The sequence below is a fragment of the Acidovorax sp. DMC1 genome (genome assembly GCF_056314325.1).
Genome location: NZ_JBQUYO010000008.1, coordinates 1 through 19,700 on the forward strand (window position 1 = coordinate 1; position 19,700 = coordinate 19,700).

Sequence of the window (19,700 nt, forward strand, 5' to 3'; positions counted from 1 at the left end):
AGTAGGTCATCGTCAGGCTCTTACAGCCCAGAAAACCCCAGTCTCATAAAGACTGGGGTTTTTTGCTTTGCAGACATTGAAAATACGCCAAGGCCAATAGGCGCTAATCCACGATTGTGGATGACATGGGGTTCACTTGGTCTGCCTTACTTACCAGACCTGTATCGCTGGCGCGAACCTATAAAGCCGTTCGGGCCCTGAGCTCTGGATCGAAGAGTTGGGACAAATCCGTTTGCACGAACCGAATACGGCGTGAACTAATTGAGCGACCCACGCGCCACGCGACGCTCATTCTTATGGCGCACACAACATGCCGCCTCTCTCAGCGCCGATGCCTCGCCTGCATCAGATAGGCAGCCGCCGACCTTGCTCAAACACTAGCAGTTCGCCTATTCCGAAGGCGGTCCACGTTTCGTTTGTGGTGAGAGGACTGGTCACGATCACTGCCACCTGATCGTTCTCCCCAGTTTCCTTCGAAAAATCCAGCTGAAGGTCTTCGTCACTCAGATGCGCGGCGCCGAAGGGGTGGCGGCGCTCAATGTAGTGGAGGTGGGTGGAGGCGTGTGCCCACAAGGCCTGACCGTTGGAAAGCAGGAAGTTGAATGTGCCGTGGGGCGCAATGCGCGCAGCGAGTTCCTTGAGCGTTAGCGTCAGTTCTGGAACGGAGGGCACGCTGGCGTGTGATTTGGCCAACTCTTGCATGATCCAGCAAAACGCGTGTTCGCTATCGGTATCTCCTACGGGTCGGAAATGCGAATGCAGGCGAGGGCGGAAATCTTTCAGGTCCCCGTTGTGGGCAAAGACCCAGTAGCGGCCCCACAGCTCCCGCACGAACGGGTGGCAGTTCTGCAGGCTCACCACGCCCTGGGTGGCCTTGCGGATGTGGGCGATGACGTTCCGGCTCTTGATGGGGTAACGGCGAATGAGTTCGGCCACTGGAGAGTCCACAGCCGCCAGATGGTCCACGAAGTGGCGAAGCCCCTTGTCCTCAAAAAACGCGATGCCCCAGCCGTCGGTATGGTGGTCGGTCTTTCCGCCGCGTTGCGCAAAACCCGTGAAGCTGAAGGTCACATCCGTGGGCACATTGCAGTTCATGCCGAGCAGTTGGCACATGGCGAAGGTTCCGTTTCTTTGATTTCTTGAAAGGCTTGACGGGGTACTGTGCGTATCTGCCTTCAAGCAACAGGACAAGTTACGCCCGCCCTCAATCTGGCTGCCGCTCGCGCAGCTGCCAGGCTGCTACCAGCGCCAGACCGCACAGAAAAGTCAGCATCAAAAAGGTTTCACCGAACGCTGCGATGCGCGCCGGGTTGCTGGCTCCGGCAGTCAACGAGGCGCCATGTGCACCGAGTCGCCATTCAAGCACGATACCGCACAGGCTCACCCCGGCGGCACCGCCCAGCATGCGCAAGAAACCAATGGCGCTGGAGCCTTGCGAGATCAGCGATTTGTCCAGCGGGCGCATGGAGCCAAGATTCAGGGACGGCAGAATGAAGCCGAGTCCGATGCGCCCCAGAATCGCAAAAGCGACCAGCATCCACAGCGATGAGCCAAGGCCCACAAACACCATCAGCCCGAAGGACAAGGCCAGCAAACCCAGGCCGGTGCTGACCAGTAAATGGGTCGGCTGCCGGTCCGCGAGGCGGCCCACCACGGCAATGGTGGCGGCCAATACAAACCCCGCTGGCAGCATGAGGGTGCCGACGTGCGATGCCGAAAGTTCCAGCCCCAGTTGCATGAACACCGGCAACAGATACGTGGAGCCGAACAAGGCTGTGCCGTAAATGAAGGCCACCACACTGCCCATGGCGAACTGGCGGTATTGAAAAAGGCGCAGGTCCATGAGCGGCTTCCGCCCGGTGCGCAGCAGCCTGCGCTGCCAGGCAATAAAACAGGCGACGGTCACCACCGCACCGATCAGCAGGCCCGCCGCCTCGACGTGAGAGCCGCCATGCAGCGACACCAGCCCGTTCAGCAAGCACAGCGTTCCGACAGTGCCCAGCAGAAGGCCTCGCCAGTCCAGCGCTTGGCCTTGCCGGTTGGCCTCGACCCCTCCTGGGGCGGTGACCGGTACAAACTTGTAGGCCAGCCAGAGTGAGGCCAGGCACAGCGGCACCACCATGAAAAATATGGAGCGCCAGCCAAACCAATCCACCAGCAAGCCGCCCATGCTCGGGCCGATGGCCGGCGCCAGCACAACTCCCATGCCGAAGATGCCGCTCGCGCGCCCCTGCTCGTGGGGCTGGAAGGCATACAGGATGATGACGGCTGGGATGGGCTGTACCACGCCCGCTGCCAGCCCCTCGGCCACCCGTGCGGCCAGCACCAGACCAAAGTCGCGCGCCAGACCGCCCCCCACGCCCCCAACGAGCAGCAGCAACATCGCGCCCACATAGGTCGCGCGGTAACCGTAGCGAGACAACAGCCAGGGGGTGGTGAGCATGGACACGGTGGTGGCCACCATGAAGCCGGACGTGACCCACTGGGCGCGCTCCTGGCCCAGTGCGAAGTAATGGCTCATGTCCGGGATCGCCACGTTGACGATGGTGGAGGACATGATGGAAGCCATGGTGCCGACCATGACAGACAGCAGCAGCAGCCACCGGTACCGCTCGCCATAGCGCTCGCGCAATACAGCCAAAGACCCCGAGGCGGTGCTCATGAAGCGATCAAATGCTGAAGCAACACCGCGGAGTCAATGAGGACGGGGCGCATCACTCAGGACGTGCGCTCCAGCCACAGCTTGCCGCCAGTGGCCCAGTTTTCGCGCTTCACGTCCGTGATCAGGATGTCCACCGATTCGGGCGAGCCGCCCAGGATCTCGACGGATACGCGGGTGATCTCTTCCACCAGCTTCTTCTTCTGCTCGACCGTGCGGCCTTCCATCATTTCGATGTGGTACGTGGGCATGTCTTGTTCCTTCGCGCGCTGTGAAGACAGCGAAAAGCCCAAATCATATCGGCGAAGGCGGGTTGCTGGCGGCGGAGGGTTGCTGCGCGACTGGGGCCGGCGCACCACATGCCGCGCAGATACAGACCTTGCCGCGTGCCTCCTGCGGCAAAGCGGCCAAGGCCGCAGGGTTGATGGCCTGCGTCATGCACCAGCAGCTTTCTGCTGGACGACCCGCTGCGATAGCGCATTCGTTGGACTGCCCACACAGCGGGCAGACAGAGGGGGTGAGAGGGGTGGAGAGTGCTGCAGGCATGGGGGGAGGAACGCGTGGGCGCGGGTGCCAGTGTACGGCGCGGCGCTGCCCGCGCGCGGCCGCTGCGTCCCATCCACGTCAATGAGGCGAGCCACAGTGCCGCCCAAACAAAAATAGCCGCTAGCGCATATGTTGATTGCGCTAGCAGATATCAAAATTGGAGCAACCGACGCCGCAAACATGGCGCCGACTGCCATCGGGAATCAGGCAGCTTGCGCTGCCTTCAGCTTCAGGCGCCAAGCGTGCAGCAGTGGCTCGGTGTAGCCGCTCGGCTGCTCCATGCCCTTGAAGACCAGGTCGCACGCCGCTTGGTAGGCCATGCTGGTATCGAAGTGGCCAGCCATGGGGCGGTACAGCGGGTCACCCGCGTTCTGCTGGTCCACCACGGCGGCCATGCGTTCAAAGGTCTCGCGCACCTGGGCTTCGGTCACCACGCCGTGGTGCAGCCAGTTGGCCATGTGCTGGCTGCTGATGCGCAGCGTGGCACGGTCTTCCATCAGGCCCACGTTGTGGATGTCGGGCACCTTGGAGCAGCCCACGCCCTGGTCCACCCAGCGCACCACATAGCCCAGGATGCCCTGGGCGTTGTTGTCCAGCTCCTGCTGCTTTTCGGCGTCGCTCCAGTTGGGAGCGGCGGCCACCGGCACGGTGAGCAGGCCGGTCAGCAGGTTATCGCGCTCGGCGTTCACGTCGGTCTTTTCCAGCTCGATCTGGATGTCGCTCACCTTCACTTGGTGGTAGTGCAGGGCGTGCAGGGTGGCGCCGGTGGGGCTGGGCACCCAGGCGGTGTTGGCACCGGCCTTGGGGTGGGCGATCTTCTGCTTGAGCATCTCGGCCATCAGGTCGGGCATGGCCCACATGCCCTTGCCGATCTGGGCCTTGCCACGCAGGCCACAGCTCAGGCCCACCAGCACGTTGTTCTTCTCGTACGACTGAATCCACGCGCTGGTCTTCATGTCGCCCTTGCGCACCATGGGGCCGGCGTGCATGGCGGTGTGCATTTCGTCGCCCGTGCGGTCCAGGAAGCCGGTGTTGATGAACGCCACGCGGCTCGATGCGGCGGCGATGCAGGCCTTGAGGTTGACGGACGTGCGGCGCTCTTCGTCCATGATGCCCAGCTTGACGGTGCTGTCGGGCAGGCCCAGCAGCTTCTCGACGCGGCCAAACAGCTCGGCAGCAAAGCCCACTTCGGCGGGGCCGTGCATCTTGGGTTTGACGATGTAGACGCTGCCCTTGCGGCTGTTGCGGATGCCGTTCGCGCCATGGCCTTGCAGGTCGTGCAGCGCAATCGCCGTGGTCACCACTGCGTCCATGATGCCTTCAGGAATCTCACGCACCTGGCCCTGGGCGTCCTTCCACAGGATGGCCGGGTTGGTCATCAGGTGGCCCACATTGCGCAGGAACATCAGCGAACGGCCATGCAGGCGCACTTCACCGCCTTGGGGGCCGGTGTAGATGCGATCGGGGTTCAGGCCGCGCGTAAAGGTCTTGCCGCCCTTGGCGACCTGCTCGGTCAGCGTGGCCTGGATGATGCCCAGCCAGTTGCTGTAGCCCAGCACCTTGTCCTCGGCGTCCACGGCGGCCACGGAGTCTTCCAGATCGAGAATCGTGGACAGGGCTGCTTCCAGCACCAGGTCGCTCACGCCCGCGGCATCGGACTGGCCGATGGGCGTGCTGCGATCGATCTGGATGTCCAGATGCAGGCCGTTGTGCTGCAGCAGCACCGACGACGGTGCGGCGGCATTGCCCTGGTAACCCTTGAATTGCGACGCGTCCTTGAGGCCCGTGGTGCTGCCGTTGGCGAGCGACACGACCAACTGGCCGCCTTCTACACGATAGCCGGTGGAGTCCTTGTGCGAGCCCGAGGCCAGGGGCGCCGTGTCATCCAACACCTGGCGTGCAAACGCGATCACCTTGGCGCCGCGCACGGGGTTGTAGCCCTTGCCCTTTTCGGCGCCGTCAGTCTCGGGGATCGCATCCGTGCCATACAGCGCGTCATACAGGCTCCCCCAACGCGCGTTGGCGGCGTTGAGTGCATAGCGGGCATTCAGGATGGGCACCACCAGCTGGGGGCCAGCCTGCGTGGCCAGCTCGTCGTCCACGTTAGCGGTGGTGGCCTTTACATCGGCAGGCTGGGGCACCAGGTAGCCGATCTTTTCCAGAAAGCCTCGGTAAGCCACCATGTCCTTGATGGGGCCGGGGTTGGCCTTGTGCCAGGTGTCCAGCTCAGTCTGCAGGCGGTCGCGCTCGGCCAGCAGTGCAATGTTACGCGGGGCCAGGTCCGACACGATGGCGTCAAAGCCCTTCCAGAAGGCGGCGGCATCCACCCCTGTGCCGGGCAGCACCTTGTCTTCGACAAAGCGGTACAGGGAGGTGGCCACTTGCAGGCCGTGAACTTGGGTGCGATCGGTCATGGGGTGCCTAGAGAAGAGTGGTGGAAACGGGGATCAATGAAAACGGTGCCCGCAGCAGCAGGCCATAGGCACACTGTATTGCAAATGTTTGCCCACATAAATACGCTGAAAATCTCTAAACCAGTGACTTTTACGCAAAACTGAGCGTGGTCCGTAGTCACCCTGAATGGTGCTTTGGCCCGTTACCCACTACGCTGCGCGCACAACAAACCCACCGGGAGACAAACCCATGCAGGCACCCCTGGACGCCAGCGCGCTCAACGCGGCCCACAAGAACAAGATCGTGAGCGCCGCCGACGCGGTGCAGCTCATCCACGACGGCGACACCGTGGCCACGGGCGGATTTGTGGGCATCGGCTTTGCCGAGAGCATTGCGGTGGCGCTGGCCCAGCGCTGGGAAACGACCCAAACCCCGCGCGACCTCACGCTGGTCTACGCCGCAGGCCAGGGCGACGGCAAGCAGCGCGGCCTCAACCACCTGGGCCACGCGGGCCTGCTCAAGCGCGTGATCGGCGGGCACTGGAGTCTGGTGCCCCGCATCCAGAAGCTGGCGGTGGACAACCAGATCGAGGCCTGGAACCTGCCGCAGGGCGTGATCACGCACTTGTTCCGCGACATCGCTGCGGGCAAGCCCGGCACGCTCACGCGCGTGGGCCTCGACACCTTTGTGGACCCGCGCCACGGCGGTGGCAAGCTCAATGCGCGCACCACCGAAGACCTGGTGCGCATCCTGCCCATCGACGGGCAGGACTACCTGTTCTACAAGGCCTTCCCGATCCACGTGGGCATCATTCGCGCGACCACAGCCGACGCCGATGGCAACCTCACCATGGAGCGCGAGGCGCTCACGCTCGAAGCGCTGGCCATCGCCATGGCCGTGCGCAACTCGGGCGGTGTGGTCATCGCGCAGGTCGAGCGCATTGCGGAGCGCGGCACGCTCAACCCCCGGCAGGTGAAGGTGCCCGGCGTGCTGGTCGATGCCGTGGTGCTGGCCACCGAGCCCGCGCACCACCACCAGACCTTTGCCGAGCCCTACAGCGCCGCGTTTGCGGGCGAGCTGCGCGTGCCCATGGACACGCTGGATTCGATGCCCCTGACCGAGCGCAAGATCATCGCCCGCCGCGCGGCGCTGGAGCTGCGCCCGCACCAGGTGGTGAACCTGGGCATCGGCATGCCCGAGGGCGTGGCCAACGTCGCGGCCGAAGAGCGCATCATCGACCTGGTCACGCTCACGGCCGAGCCCGGCGTGATCGGCGGTATCCCCGCCGGCGGGCTGAACTTTGGCGCGGCGGTGAACCCGCAGGCCATCATCGACCAGCCCAACCAGTTCGACTTTTATGACGGCGGTGGCCTCGATATCGCCATCCTGGGCCTGGCGCAGGCCGACCAGCACGGCAACCTCAACGTGAGCAAGTTCGGGCCCCGCCTGGCGGGCGCGGGCGGCTTCATCAACATCAGCCAGAACGCCAAGACGGTGGTGTTTGTCGGCACCTTCACCGCTGGCGCGCTGCAGGTCGAGGCGGTGGACGGCCACCTGCACATCCTGCACGAGGGTGGCGCGCGCAAGCTGGTGCGCGAGGTCGAGCACCGCACCTTCAGCGGCGCCGAGGCGCTGCGGCGCGGCCAGCGCGTGCTGTATGTGACGGAGCGCTGCGTGTTCCGCCTGGTGCCCTCGGGCGAGGCGGATGGCGGCGGCGCGCTGGAACTCATCGAGCTGGCCCCCGGCATCGACCTGGAGCGCGACGTGCTGGCCCACATGTCCTTCACGCCGCGCATCAGCCCTGGTTTGCAGACCATGGATATGCGCCTGTTCGAGCCCGGCCCGCTGGGCTTGCGCGAGCAGCTGCTTAACCGCCCGCTGGTGCAGCGCTTTGAGCTGGACGCCGCGCGCCAGCTGCTGCACATCGACTTCTCGGGCCTGCAGATCAATACCGCCAGCACCATCGACGCCATCGAGCAGGAGGTGCGCCGCCTGCTCGCACCGCTGGCCGCACAGGGCGAGCGCGTGGGCGTGATCGTGAACTACGACCACTTCACCATCGCCCCCGACCTGGCCGACGCCTACACCGTCATGGTGCAGGGCCTCACGCGCGACCTTTACACCGAGGTCAAGCGCTATGGCACCGTGGGGTTCCTCAAGTCGCGCCTGGTGTAACGTGGGGTGTGATGCTGGTTTGCTATCATTTATGCAGCTGCTCAGGCATGTTGCACTGGCGCAAGTGGCCTGTTTGGCTTCAAAATCGATCACAGGCCGCGCCCGGGTCCGCCACCAGGCCCTTTGCCGCTTTATCCCCATAATCAGCGCCCATGGACAAACTCAAGGCCTTCGAATCGTTTGTGTCGGTGGCAACGCGCGGCAGCCTCACCGCTGCGGCCAAGGCCGAGGGCGTGGCGCCGGCCATCATGGGCCGGCGGCTCGATGCGCTGGAGGAACACCTGGGCGTGAAGCTGCTGGTGCGCACCACGCGCCGCATCAGCCTCACGCACGAAGGCAGTGCGTTTCTGGAAGACTGCCAGCGCCTGCTGTCCGACGTGGCGAATGCCGAGGCCAGCGTGTCCGAAGGCGGCGTCAAGGCCACGGGGCATTTGCGCATCACCGCACCCGCCGGTTTTGGCCGCCGCCATGTGGCGCCGCTGGTGCCGCGCTTTCGGACGGCGCACCCCGATGTGACCATCTCGCTCAACCTCAGCGACCGCGTGGTGGACCTCGCGGGCGAGGGCTATGACTGCGCCGTGCGCGTGGGCGACCTGCCCGACTCGTCGCTGGTGAGCGTGCGCATTGCCGACAACCGCCGCCTGTGCGTGGCCACGCCCGCCTACTTGCAGCGCCACGGCACCCCGCGCCACCCCAGCGAGCTGGTGCAGCACGACTGCCTCACGCTGTCGAGCGAGGCGTCGCAAACACGGGGCTGGGCGTTCCGCATGCCGGTCGAAGGCGGTGGCACTGAGGTCATCCACCTCAAGCCCGGCGGCCCGCTCGATTGCTCGGACGGGCAGGTGCTGCACGACTGGTGCCTGGCGGGCTACGGCATTGCTTGGCGCAGCACCTGGGAGGTGGAGGCCGAGATCGCCGCCGGGCGCCTGGTGGAGGTGCTGCACGATTTTGCGGCGCCGCCCAACGGCATCTATGTGGTGTTTCCGCAGCGCAAGCACATGCCGCTGCGGGTGCGGCTGTGGATCGAACACCTCAAGCACCAGTACGCACAGCCCGCGTTCTGGAAAGGCCCGCAGGCCGGCGGCTGATAGCCCCCGTGGCAGACTGCACAACAATCCATGCCCACCGCGCCCACACTCCTCGTTGCTGACGACCACCCGCTGTTCCGTGCGGCTGTGCTGCACGTGCTGCGCGAGCGGCTGCCGCAGTTCCGCACGCTGGAGGCGGCCAGCGCCGCCACGCTGGGCCAGGCGCTGCAGGACCACCCCGAGGTCGAGCTGGTGCTGCTGGACCTGAGCATGCCCGGCACGCGCGGCTTCTCTGCCCTACTGCATGTGCGCGGCGAATACCCCGAGCTGCCCGTGGTCATCATCTCGTCCAACGACCACCCCCGCGTCATCCGCCGCGCCCAGCAGTTTGGTGCTGCGGGCTTCATCCCCAAGTCCGCGCCCGCCGACGCCATGGGCGACGCCATCCAGGCCGTGCTGGACGGTGGCAGCTGGTTCCCGCCCATGGCGGCCGAGCGCTCCGAGGCCGACGCCGAGCTGGCTGCGCGCCTGGCGCAGCTCACGCCCCAGCAGTTCCGCGTGCTGCTGTGCCTGGCCGATGGTTTGCTCAACAAACAGATCGCGGCGACGTTGGGTCTGGCAGAAAACACCGTCAAGGTGCATGTCACCGCCATCTTGAAAAAGCTGGAGTGCTACAGCCGCACGCAGGCGGCGGTGCTGGTGAAGAGCCTGGAGGCAGAGTCCACCGCGTGAGCGGCCGGGCGTGTCTGCGCCAGGTGCGTGGCGCAGATCCGAATCGATGGCGTGCTATAGCGGAAGGAACGTGTACACGGAGTCGAACGGGTAGCTGCCGTTGGTGCGCTCCGAATGGACGTGCAAGCCGTCCTCCTTCAGCACGCCGTTCATCTTGAACGCGCCAAACGAGGCTTTGAGCCGTGCGCTGAACGCGTTGTCGCCAGGTTTGTAGGTGCCTTTGACAATAAAGGAGTCGCCGGTGCCAAAGCTCTCCATCGCATCGCGGGCCTGAAAACGGCCCCCGGTGCTTTGCCAGAAGATCTTTCCGTCGGCCGTGAAGCACAGGTAGGTCCAGCCCTTCTCACGCTTCGTCTCGTACACGCCGTCAAAGCGCAAGCCAGATGGGCATTGGACGGGGGCGCCGGGTTCCGGGGTGGCCAACGACGGCGCCCGAGCTTCGCTGCCATCGGCGAGGTACAGCACATGGCCTTCCGGGTCGAAGATGTGCACGCCATGGGCCTGGGCCATGGCGCGCAGCTGCTGCAGCCGGTCGGTGTTGAACTCGCGCAGCTCGAACGCCATGGCGAGCACCGGCCCTGTGGGCGGGCTGTGGTCAAAGCCTTCGTACCAGATGGCGCTTCCGGTGCCGTCTGTCGGCCAGGTTTGCAATAGATGCTCAAAGAAGGCCGCGATGCGCGCGGTGGGGGCCTTATTGCTGTCCTGCCATTTCTCCACAAAGTCTGCCGCCGCGTCTGCGCTTTTGGCACGCGGTGCATCCATCGCATACAGAATCGCTTCGCTCATCTTTCCGTCCTCCGCTTCGGTGTGGGTGGTGGCCGTCCTGCAGTGTCTGCGCGGCGCGGGCGGCACCTCGGGTGTTTTGGTGGCAAGGTACTTTACGAGAGCCTGCGCCGCTTTGGGCTGTGCAATGGTGTTTCCGCCTGCCGGCCTGCCTGTCTGCACGCGACAGGGCTTACTTTCTATTGCTTTCCCCCAGCCGCAGCAGTGTCTGGCTCATCAGCGCCCGCAGCGCCGGGGAGCGCACCGGCTTGGCCAGAAAGCCCCAGCCGCGCTCGGCGGCCTGGCGGCGCAGGGTGGCGTCACGTTCGGCGGTGACCAGGATCACGGCGGGTGTCTGGCCCCAGCGCTGGCACAGCTGCGCGAACACTTCGGGGCCGTGGAGGCCGGCGCCCAGGTGCACGTCCAGCAGCACCAGCTGCGGCGCCTGGCCGGGCTGGGCGGCGGCCAGGGCCTCGGGTGCGCCAGCGGCCAGTGGCACCGTGCAGCCCCAGCGCTGCAGCAGGGCCTGCGTGGCGGCGCAGGTGGGGCCGTCGTCATCAATCACCCAGGCGCTGCTGCCTTGCAGGGGCGCGTCGTCACTGGGCTGTAGCGTGGTGGCGGGGGGCGCCGCCTGCTGTGCGGCGTCGGGGTTGCCCAGCGGCACGCACACCCAGAACACGCTGCCGCGCCCCAGCTGCGAGCGCAGGCCGTTCTCGTGCCCCAGCAAGCGGCCCAGGCGTTCGACGATGGCCAGGCCCAGGCCTGCGCCCCGGTCGTCGGCGCGGCCTTCGTCCAGGCGGCGGAATTCTTCAAAGATCTCGCGCTGCAATGCCTCGGGGATGCCGGGGCCCTGGTCGTGCACCTCGATGCGCAGGTGGTGGTCGCCCATCCTGCGGCAGCCCACCACAATGCGCCCGCGCCGGCTGTAGCGGATGGCGTTGGAGACAAAGTTCTGCAGGATGCGGCGCAGCAGGTTGTCGTCGGTGCGCACCACGGCGCGGGTGGGCACGCAGCGCAGTTGCAGGCCCTGGCTTTTGGCCAGCACGCCGAAGTTGTGGCCCAGCACCTGCAGCAGCGGGCCCAGTGCTACGTCGTGGATGTGCACGTCGAACTGGCCCGACTCCATGCGCGAGATGTCGAGCAGGCTGTTGAGGATGGCGTCCTGCGCGGCCAGCGCGCCGTCGATGCTGTCCACGGCGTGCCGTTCGGCGTCGCCTGGCAGATGGCTGCGCAACAGCGAGGTGAACATGCGTGCTGCGTTCAGGGGTTGCAGCAGGTCGTGCACGGCGGCGGCCACAAACCGGGTTTTGGAACGGTTGGCCTGCTCGGCCTCCTGCCGCGCCGCAACCAGGTCGCGCGTGCGGTCGGCCACGCGCTGCTCCAGCGCATCGGCCAGCGATCGCAGCTCGCGCGCGGCGTTCTTGTAGCTGGTGATGTCGGCGTAGCTGGTCACAAAGCCGCCCTCGGGCAGCGGGTTGCCCCGAATCTCCAGCACGGTGCCGTCTTCCTTGGCGCTTTCGTGCAGGTGCGGGGTGCCGCTGCGCAGGTGGGCCAGGCGGCGTTCGATGGCTTCTTCTACCGGGCCCGGGCCCAGCAGGCCCCGGCGTGCGTTGTGGCGCATCAGGTCTTCAATGGGGCGGCCCACTTGCATCAAATCGGCAGGGTAGCGAAACAGCTGCACATAGCGCGAGTTCCACGCCACCAGCTTCAGGTCGGCGTCGATGATGACCACGCCCTGGGGCAGGTGTTCCAGGCTGCGGGAGAGGCCGGTGTCTGTCTGCTGCGCGGCTTGCTGCGCCGCCTGCACGATGCCGTCCTGCGCGGTGCGCAGCTCCTGTGCGTGTTGTTGCAGCACGGTCTCCAGCTCTTGGCGGCTGCGCTGGCGCAGGCGGGCCAGGCGCTGGCGCTGCCGCACAAACAGCACCAGCAGCGACAGGGCCAGCCAGCCGCCGCCCCCGGCTGCGGCCGCCCAGCGGCTGTCGGCAATGCTGCTGTGGGTGGTGTGCACCAGGTGCAGTTGCCAGGGCGTGCCGGGCAGGGGCTGGGTCAGCCACAGCATGCGGCCGGGCGGTGCGGGCATGTCGGCGGACGGTTGCACGCGCACCAGCCGTCCGCCGTTGTCCAGGTGGTCGTCCACCCGATAGTCGAGCGGGCGCAGAGGCTGGTCGGAGTATTGCCGCGTGGCGTTCAGCTCGCGGCGCTCTTCGTCGTCCAGCGGCTCTAGCAGGCGGTAGCGCCAGGCATCCTGGCTGGCCAGAAAGACCACGCCATGCGCGTCCGACGCCAGCACGATGTCGGGGGTCTGCAGCCATTCGCGCTCCAGCTCCTGCAGCGCGATCTTGATGGCCACCAGCCCCAGGATGTGGCCGCTGTCGTCGCGGATGGCCTGCGACAGGAAGTAGCCGGGCTCACCCGTGGTCACGCCAATGCCGTAGAAGCTGCCGCGCCCCTGGGCCAGCGCCTGCTGCACATAGGGGCGAAAGCTGTAGTCCACACCCACATTGCTGGTGGCCCTGCGCCAGTTGCTGGCGGCCACGGCCAGGCCGTCGCGGTTGAGCAGGGTGAGGGTGGACGACTGGCTGGCGCCGTTGGCCTGCTCCAGCTTGCGGTTGAGCTGCGCCACCTCGTCCGGGCTCAGGGGGCGGCGCAGGGCGTCCTGCAGTTGCGCGTCCAGGGCCAGCACCTCGGGCAGGGTGCGGTAGCGGTCGATGCGCTGGGCCAGCGTCTGGCCGTACAGGGCCAGCTGGCGCTGCACGCTGTCGCTCTCGTCCAGCAAGGACCGGTGCCAGGCCCACTGGCCGGCGGCAAACATGCTGGCCGCTGTGCCTGCAAGCAGGAGGAGCTGCGTCCAGAACTGGCGAAGGCGGGGCGTGGGCATGAAAAAACGGAGTTCTGAAACCAGTCTGGTGCAGGTGGGGAGTGTGCCGCACCGGTTCCAGGGGCTTCAGAGGCTAGGTAGTTACCCTTATGGTGCGCCGATGCTCTCCTCTGGGGCGTTGGGCGACTAATACCAATAGGTTATCGGCTGAAACAAAGTGCTGCGGTACAAACGGCACCCTGACAGCGCACCGGTGCACTCCGGTGGTGCAGTCCCAAGACTCCAGGAGACCCGTTCCATGCACAACCATTCCGCTCCCGCAGCCTCGACCTTGAAGCTGCCTTTTTACCGGCAACTGTACTTCCAGGTGGTGTTCGCCATCGTCCTGGGCGTTCTGCTGGGCCATTTCGAGCCGTCCTACGGCGAGGCGCTCAAGCCGCTGGGCGACGCGTTCATCAAGCTGGTCAAGATGATCATCGCCCCGGTGATCTTTCTGACCATCGTGACCGGCATCGCGGGCATGTCGCAGCTCTCCACCGTGGGCCGCGTGTTCGGCAAGGCCATGGCGTACTTTCTGTTCTTCTCCACGCTGGCCCTGGTGGTGGGCCTGGTGGTGGCCAACGTGGTGCAGCCCGGCGCGGGCATGAACATCAACGTGGCCGACCTGGACCAGACGGCCGTCAAGGGCTACGTGGCCAGGTCGCACGAGATGACGCTCACGGGCTTTGCGATGGACATCATCCCCAAGACCCTGGTGAGCCCGTTTGTGGGCGACAACATCCTGCAGGTGCTGCTGGTGGCCGTGCTGTTCGGCATTGGCCTGGCCATGGTGGGTGAGGCAGGCCGCCCGGTGCTGAACTTTCTGGACGCGCTGACGACGCCTGTTTTCAAGGTGGTGGGCATCGTGATGAAGGCCGCGCCCCTGGGGGCGTTTGGAGCCATGGCGTTCACCATTGGCAAGTTTGGCCTGGGCTCGCTGGTCAACCTGGCGTGGCTGGTGGGCTCTTTCTATGTCACCTCGCTGCTGTTTGTGGTGGTGATCCTGGGCTTGGTGGCGCGCCTGTGTGGCTTCTCGGTGTTCAAGCTGATCCGCTACCTCAAGGCCGAGCTGATGCTGGTGCTGGGCACGTCTTCGTCTGAATCGGCCCTGCCGTCGCTGATGGAAAAGATGGAAAAGGCCGGTTGCAGCAAGTCGGTGGTGGGCCTCGTGGTGCCCACGGGCTACTCGTTCAACCTGGACGGCACCAACATCTACATGACGCTGGCCGCGCTGTTCATCGCCCAGGCGACCAACACCGAGTTGACGCTGGGCCACCAGGTGGCGCTGCTGCTCGTCGCCATGCTGTCGTCCAAGGGCGCGGCGGGCGTGACGGGCGCGGGCTTCATCACCTTGGCCGCCACCCTGGCCGTGGTGCCCGAAGTGCCCGTGGCCGGCATGGCGTTGATTCTGGGCGTGGACCGTTTCATGAGCGAATGCCGCTCGCTGACCAACTTCATCGGCAACGCCGTGGCCACGGTGGTTGTCTCCCGCTGGGAAAACGCGCTGGACCAGGAACGCCTGGACGCGGCGATGAATGGCCATCCGCTGCCGCTCGCGGTGTCTGCGGCAGCGGCACCCGTGGTGCCGGCGGATGTGCCCGTGCCCACGGTGGCGCGCACAGTGGCGTGATCGCTGGTACCTGCTGTAATAGCGCTCTCAGCGGCGCGGGCTTTCGGGCCCGCGCCGTTTTTCTTTGAGCGCGTTGAGCCCACGCCATCGCGCACAATGGTGGCCCTGCCGGACGGCACTGTGAGCGCTTGGCGCGGCGCAGTGGCCTCGGGCGCTACAAGGAATCCGCACCATGACCCTCGAAGCCATTCTGGCCGCCTTTCACCTTCTGGCCATCCTGACCTTTGTGGTTTTTCTGTCCAGCCAAGCGGCGCTGTGCCGTATCGAGTGGCTCAATGCTGCCGTGGTCGAGCGCCTGGCCCGCTTGGATGTGATCTACGGTGTGGCCGGGGCCGTGATGATTGGCAGCGGCCTGGCCCGCTTGATCTGGGGCGTGAAGGGCGCCTCGTGGTACCTGTCGCAGCCCCTGTTTCACATCAAGATCACCCTGGTGCTGGCCATGGTCGTGCTGTCGTTTGTGCCCTCGGCTGCGTTTCGCCGCTGGCGCCAGAACCTGCGCAGCACTGGCGCCCTGCCGCCCGCCGCAGAAGTCGCGCGGGTGCGTCGCCTGGTGATGATCCAGTCGCATGTGCTGCCCGTGGTGGCCGTGATTGCAGTGTTCTGGGCGCGCGGCTGGTAAGCGGACATATTCCCTATTAAAAAGCCCGCCTGGCTGGATGCCGGCGGGCTTTTGCTTATCGAACCCGGTGATGGTGCACCGGGTGTGAACTTACTTCACTTCTTCAGGCACTCGCTCATGAAGGCCTTGCGCTCGTCGCCCTTGAGCGTCTTGGCCTTGGCGTCGGCGTTGCAGGTTTTCATCTTGTCCTGCTGGGTGGCGGGCTTGTTGCTCAGGCAGGTCTTCATGAAGGCCTTGCGCTCGTCGCCCTTCATGTCTCCGGCGTCCTTGTTGCAGGTCGCCATCTTAGATTGCTGCTTGGTCGGGGCCTTGGCGTCTTCGGCGGCGTGGGCACCCGCGCCCAGTGTGAGGGCCAGGCCGAGTGCAGTCAGGGAAAGAAGCTTTTTCATGGAATCTCCTGGTGTGAATGCGTTATGGGGGGTCCCGGTGGCATTGCACCATAGAACATGGCGTGCGACAACGCGCACAAGTCATGACAACCTTGTACGGGGCTTGGAGGCCGCTGCCGCGTGAAAGGCTTTCAGTGTCGTCTGGATCTGCAGGGGGGCGTGCGCCAGCCCGCCGAGGGCAAACACTACATCACCCCGTTGCTGCCAGCGTTTGAGGGTCTTGATGATCACGCCCAGTGCAGAGTCTTTGTGGCCGGGTCTCAGCTTGACCAGGATCACGCCTTCGTAGCCGTCCAGGTGCACACGTTCCATGGCTTCCCAGGGCACGGTGTGCGGGTCGTCCTGGCGCAGATCGGTGATGCCGGTGGCATCAATGACAATTGCAGGGTCTTGCTCCCGGTAGGCCTCCAGGGCGGACCGGCCCAGGGTTCCGCCCACACAGAAGGAGACGAATGCGGCACACAGGCAGAGGGCCGTGAGCAGCCGGTCGTTCGATACAGACGCCCAATACAGCGAGAAGGCCAGGCATATCGCCATCAGCAGCACAAAAGGCACCTGAAACACCAGGGTCCAGCGGCGCCGGTAGAGCAGGATGGGTTGGGGTGGCATGTGCAATCTCCGGTTGAAAGGGCACGGCGACTTATTGTGCCTTTGGCTGCGGGACGCCACCCCGGTGGTGCGTCTGGCGCCCCGCTGTTGGCGGGCCCGTAAAATCCGCCGATGCTCACAGCCAAAAATGAATTGCTCGCTGCGCTCGCAGCCGAGCTGGAAAACCTGTCCCCCGGCGCTGGCGCCAAGGCAGCCTTTGAATCTCCCAAGGTGGCGGCCCATGGCGACTTCGCCTGCACTGCGGCCATGCAGCTGGCCAAGCCGCTCAAGCTCAACCCGCGTGCACTGGGCGAGCAGCTCAAGGCCGCGCTCGAAGCCACGCCAGCCTTTCAGCGCTGGGTGTCCGCCATTGAAATTGCGGGTCCGGGCTTTCTGAACATCCGCCTGCAACCTGCCGCCAAGCAGGAAGTGGTGCGTGAGGTGCTGGCTGCGGGCGAGCGCTTTGGTTACCAAGCCAGCAACGGCCAGCAGGTGCTGGTCGAGTTCGTGTCGGCCAACCCCACGGGCCCGCTGCACGTGGGCCACGGTCGCCAGGCCGCGCTGGGCGATGCGATTTGCAACCTGTTCAGCACCCAGGGCTGGAAGGTGCACCGCGAGTTCTATTACAACGACGCAGGCGTACAGATCGACACGCTGACCAAGAGCACGCAGCTGCGCGCCAAGGGCTTCAAGCCCGGCGACGACTGCTGGCCCACCGACAGCGAGAACCCGCTGGCCAAGAACTTCTACAACGGCGACTACATCGCCGACATCGCCGAGGCCTTCAAGGCCAAGGCCACGGTGAAGGCCGACGACCGCGAGTTCACCGCCAATGGCGACGTGGACGACTATGACAACATCCGCCAGTTCGCCGTGGCCTATCTGCGCAACGAGCAGGACAAGGACCTGCAGGCATTCAACCTGCACTTCGACCAGTACTACCTGGAGTCCAGCCTGTACACCAGCGGCCGCGTCGAGGCCACCGTGAACAAGCTCATCGCCAACGGCAAAACCTACGAGCAGGACGGCGCGCTGTGGCTCAAGAGCACCGACTACGGCGACGACAAGGACCGCGTCATGCGCAAGCAGGACGGCACCTACACCTACTTCGTGCCCGACGTGGCCTACCACATTGCCAAGTGGGAGCGGGGCTTCACCAAGGTCGTCAACATCCAGGGCACAGACCACCACGGCACCATTGCCCGCGTGCGCGCCGGCCTGCAGGCGGCCGATGTGGGCATCCCCAAGGGCTACCCCGACTACGTGCTGCACACCATGGTGCGCGTGGTCAAGGGCGGCGAAGAGGTCAAGATCAGCAAGCGCGCGGGCAGCTATGTCACGCTGCGTGATTTGATCGAGTGGACCAGCAAGGACGCCGTGCGCTTCTTCCTGCTCAGCCGCAAGCCAGACACCGAGTACACCTTTGACGTGGACCTGGCCGTGGCCCAGAACAACGACAACCCGGTGTACTACGTGCAGTACGCCCATGCGCGCATCCAGTCGGTGCTGCGCGCCTGGCAAGAGGCGGGTGGTGGTGATGTGGCTTCGCTCAAGGATGTGGACCTGTCCGCCCTCGAAGGCCCGCAGGCCCAGGCCCTGATGCTGCAGCTGGCCAAGTACCCCGAGATGCTCACGGCCGCTGCCGAGGGCGAAGCCCCGCACGATGTGACCTTTTACCTGCGCGACCTGGCCGCCAGCTACCACAGCTATTACGATGCCGAGCGCATCCTGGTGGACGACGAGGTGGTGAAGAAGGCGCGCCTGGCGCTGGTCGCTGCCACCGCCCAGGTATTGCACAATGGCCTGGCGGTGCTGGGCGTGTCGGCCCCGGCCAGAATGTAAGCAGTTACTACCAATATGAAAAAGCAACAGACGGGCGGGACCATTGTCGGCTTCATCGTCGGGGTCATCGTGGGCCTGGGCGCGGCGCTGGCCGTGGCCGTGTACGTGACCAAGGTGCCGGTGCCGTTCCTAAACAAGGGCAACGGCCGCGGTGCCGACCTGGACGCAGCGGAGTCCCAGAAGAACAAGAACTGGGACCCGAACTCGCCGCTGTATGGCAAGAACCCGGCCCGCCCCGCGGCGCCCCCGGTGGCCGCGGCTGCGTCAGCCCCTGCATCGGCACCGGCGCCCGAGGTGCGCGCCGCCGCATCGGCCGCCAAGCCTGCCGCGAGCAAGCCAGACGCCAAAGCCGAGGCCAAGGCAGAGAGCAAGCCGGGCGCAGACCCGCTGGGCGACTTGGCCGTGGCCAAGGCAGCCGCCAAGGGCAGCGTGGACCCGTTTGACTACTTTGTGCAGGCTGGTGCCTTCCGCACCCAGGCCGACGCCGACGCCCAGCGCGCCAAGCTGGCCATGCTGGGCTGGGAGGCCCGCGTGAGCGAGCGTGAGCAAAATGGCCGGGCAGTGTTCCGGGTGCGCATCGGCCCCTTCACCAAGCGGGACGATGCCGAGGTGCTCAAAGAGAAACTCGACGGCGCCGGGCTGGAATCGGCGCTCGTGCGCGTGCAGCGCTGAAGCGCTTGCAAAAACGGCGCCATCGCCAAGGCTGAACTTTTTGTAAAGGGATGTCTCACATCCCGCATAACTGAACCAGGAGAGTCTTTGTCATGAAACGCCGTGAGTTTTCTTTGTCCGCCGCCTCGGCGGTTGCCGCTTCTGCCCTGACGCTGCCAGTGGCCAACCCCGCCATGGCGCAAGCCCGCCAGTTCAAGGAGGGCAAGGACTTCAAGCGGCTGGACAAGCCCGTCGCCCCCGATGCGCCGGCCGGCAAGGTCGATGTGATCGAGTTCTTCTGGTACAGCTGCCCCCACTGCAACGCCTTCGAGCCCACACTGGACGCCTGGGTCAAGGCCGCGCCCAAGGATCTCTCCATCCGCCGCGTGCCCGTGGCGTTCAATGCCAGCTTCGTGCCCCAGCAAAAGCTGTTCTACACGCTCGAAGGCATGGGCAAGCTCGAAGCCCTGCATGCCAAGGTCTTCCGTGCCATCCATGTGGAAAAGGCCAAGCTCGCCAAGGACGACGAAATCCTGGCCTGGGTGAACCAGCAGGGCGTGGACGTGGCCAAGTTCAAGGAGGTCTACGGCTCCTTCAGCGTCGCCAACCAGGTGCGTCGCGCCTCGCAGCTGCAGGATTCGTACGGTGTCGAAGGCGTGCCATCCATGGGTGTGGCGGGCAAGTACTACACCGACGGCACGATGGCTGGCAGCATGCAGACCGTGCTGCAGGTGGTCGAATACCTGGCCGCTACGGCGCGCAAAGCCTGACGAGCGGCCGACCCTGTCGGCAAGCTGTCCCAAAGGCCCGCGGATGCGGGCTTTTTTT

At 65.5% G+C, this 19,700-nt stretch carries 17 protein-coding genes; 8 read left to right on the plus strand and 9 right to left on the minus strand.

The window, feature by feature from the left end:
- Positions 1–345 precede the first annotated feature (345 nt).
- The 5 genes from ACT531_RS16200 to ACT531_RS16220 all read right to left on the minus strand — a co-directional run bounded on the left by ACT531_RS16200 (position 346) and on the right by ACT531_RS16220 (position 5,619).
- Positions 346–1,113: a class II glutamine amidotransferase gene (locus tag ACT531_RS16200; RefSeq protein WP_309828335.1), complete on the minus strand. Its 768-nt coding sequence runs from the start codon at positions 1,111–1,113 to the stop codon at positions 346–348.
- A gap of 91 nt (positions 1,114–1,204) precedes the next feature.
- The gene (locus tag ACT531_RS16205; RefSeq protein ID WP_476018074.1) at positions 1,205–2,662 is read right to left on the minus strand and encodes a DHA2 family efflux MFS transporter permease subunit; all 1,458 of its coding nucleotides are present in this window, start codon (positions 2,660–2,662) and stop codon (positions 1,205–1,207) included.
- A 56-nt stretch (positions 2,663–2,718) separates the two neighbouring features.
- A complete protein-coding gene (locus tag ACT531_RS16210) occupies positions 2,719–2,910 on the minus strand; it encodes a 4-oxalocrotonate tautomerase (RefSeq protein WP_015016108.1) in 192 nt (63 codons plus the stop codon).
- 43 nt (positions 2,911–2,953) lie between these two features.
- Positions 2,954–3,205, minus strand: a complete 252-nt coding sequence (locus ACT531_RS16215) for a cysteine-rich CWC family protein (RefSeq protein WP_476018075.1) — start codon at positions 3,203–3,205, stop codon at positions 2,954–2,956.
- 203 nt (positions 3,206–3,408) lie between these two features.
- Entirely contained in the window at positions 3,409–5,619 is a 2,211-nt protein-coding gene (locus tag ACT531_RS16220) for a malate synthase G (protein WP_476018076.1), read from the minus strand.
- A 229-nt stretch (positions 5,620–5,848) separates the two neighbouring features.
- Here ACT531_RS16220 and ACT531_RS16225 point away from each other — a divergent pair, with 229 nt between their 5' ends.
- The 3 genes from ACT531_RS16225 to ACT531_RS16235 all read left to right on the plus strand — a co-directional run bounded on the left by ACT531_RS16225 (position 5,849) and on the right by ACT531_RS16235 (position 9,534).
- Positions 5,849–7,774, plus strand: a complete 1,926-nt coding sequence (locus tag ACT531_RS16225; RefSeq protein ID WP_476018077.1) for an acyl CoA:acetate/3-ketoacid CoA transferase — start codon at positions 5,849–5,851, stop codon at positions 7,772–7,774.
- 152 nt (positions 7,775–7,926) lie between these two features.
- Positions 7,927–8,862, plus strand: a complete 936-nt coding sequence (locus ACT531_RS16230; RefSeq protein ID WP_015016104.1) for a LysR family transcriptional regulator — start codon at positions 7,927–7,929, stop codon at positions 8,860–8,862.
- A 30-nt stretch (positions 8,863–8,892) separates the two neighbouring features.
- Entirely contained in the window at positions 8,893–9,534 is a 642-nt protein-coding gene (locus ACT531_RS16235) for a LuxR C-terminal-related transcriptional regulator (protein ID WP_476018078.1), read from the plus strand.
- A 54-nt stretch (positions 9,535–9,588) separates the two neighbouring features.
- Here the strand turns inward: ACT531_RS16235 and ACT531_RS16240 are convergent, their stop codons facing one another.
- Both ACT531_RS16240 and ACT531_RS16245 read right to left on the minus strand, forming a co-directional pair.
- Complete coding sequence (locus ACT531_RS16240) at positions 9,589–10,320, minus strand: hypothetical protein (protein WP_476018079.1); 732 nt, start codon at positions 10,318–10,320, stop codon at positions 9,589–9,591.
- Positions 10,321–10,489: 169 nt separating this feature from the next.
- The gene (locus ACT531_RS16245) at positions 10,490–13,174 is read right to left on the minus strand and encodes a hybrid sensor histidine kinase/response regulator (protein ID WP_476018080.1); all 2,685 of its coding nucleotides are present in this window, start codon (positions 13,172–13,174) and stop codon (positions 10,490–10,492) included.
- A 238-nt stretch (positions 13,175–13,412) separates the two neighbouring features.
- Between ACT531_RS16245 and ACT531_RS16250 the strand changes: the two genes are divergently transcribed.
- Both ACT531_RS16250 and ACT531_RS16255 read left to right on the plus strand, forming a co-directional pair.
- The gene (locus ACT531_RS16250) at positions 13,413–14,783 is read left to right on the plus strand and encodes a dicarboxylate/amino acid:cation symporter (RefSeq protein ID WP_476018081.1); all 1,371 of its coding nucleotides are present in this window, start codon (positions 13,413–13,415) and stop codon (positions 14,781–14,783) included.
- Positions 14,784–14,955: 172 nt separating this feature from the next.
- Complete coding sequence (locus ACT531_RS16255; protein ID WP_015016099.1) at positions 14,956–15,402, plus strand: DUF2214 family protein; 447 nt, start codon at positions 14,956–14,958, stop codon at positions 15,400–15,402.
- A gap of 95 nt (positions 15,403–15,497) precedes the next feature.
- Here ACT531_RS16255 and ACT531_RS16260 read toward each other — a convergent pair whose 3' ends face one another.
- Entirely contained in the window at positions 15,498–15,791 is a 294-nt protein-coding gene (locus ACT531_RS16260) for a PsiF family protein (RefSeq protein WP_015016098.1), read from the minus strand.
- A gap of 81 nt (positions 15,792–15,872) precedes the next feature.
- On the minus strand, positions 15,873–16,400 hold the full coding sequence (locus ACT531_RS16265; protein ID WP_476018082.1) for a hypothetical protein: 528 nt from the start codon (positions 16,398–16,400) through the stop codon (positions 15,873–15,875).
- 111 nt (positions 16,401–16,511) lie between these two features.
- Between ACT531_RS16265 and argS the strand changes: the two genes are divergently transcribed.
- The 3 genes from argS (at position 16,512) to ACT531_RS16280 (ending at position 19,642) form a co-directional block, all read left to right on the plus strand.
- Positions 16,512–18,221 (plus strand): arginine--tRNA ligase, encoded by a 1,710-nt coding sequence (gene argS / locus ACT531_RS16270; RefSeq protein ID WP_476018083.1) that lies wholly within the window; start codon positions 16,512–16,514, stop codon positions 18,219–18,221.
- Positions 18,222–18,236: 15 nt separating this feature from the next.
- Positions 18,237–18,893 (plus strand): SPOR domain-containing protein, encoded by a 657-nt coding sequence (locus ACT531_RS16275; protein ID WP_476018084.1) that lies wholly within the window; start codon positions 18,237–18,239, stop codon positions 18,891–18,893.
- Between the two features lie 92 nt (positions 18,894–18,985).
- A complete protein-coding gene (locus ACT531_RS16280; RefSeq protein ID WP_060986248.1) occupies positions 18,986–19,642 on the plus strand; it encodes a thiol:disulfide interchange protein DsbA/DsbL in 657 nt (218 codons plus the stop codon).
- Positions 19,643–19,700: the final 58 nt, after the last annotated feature.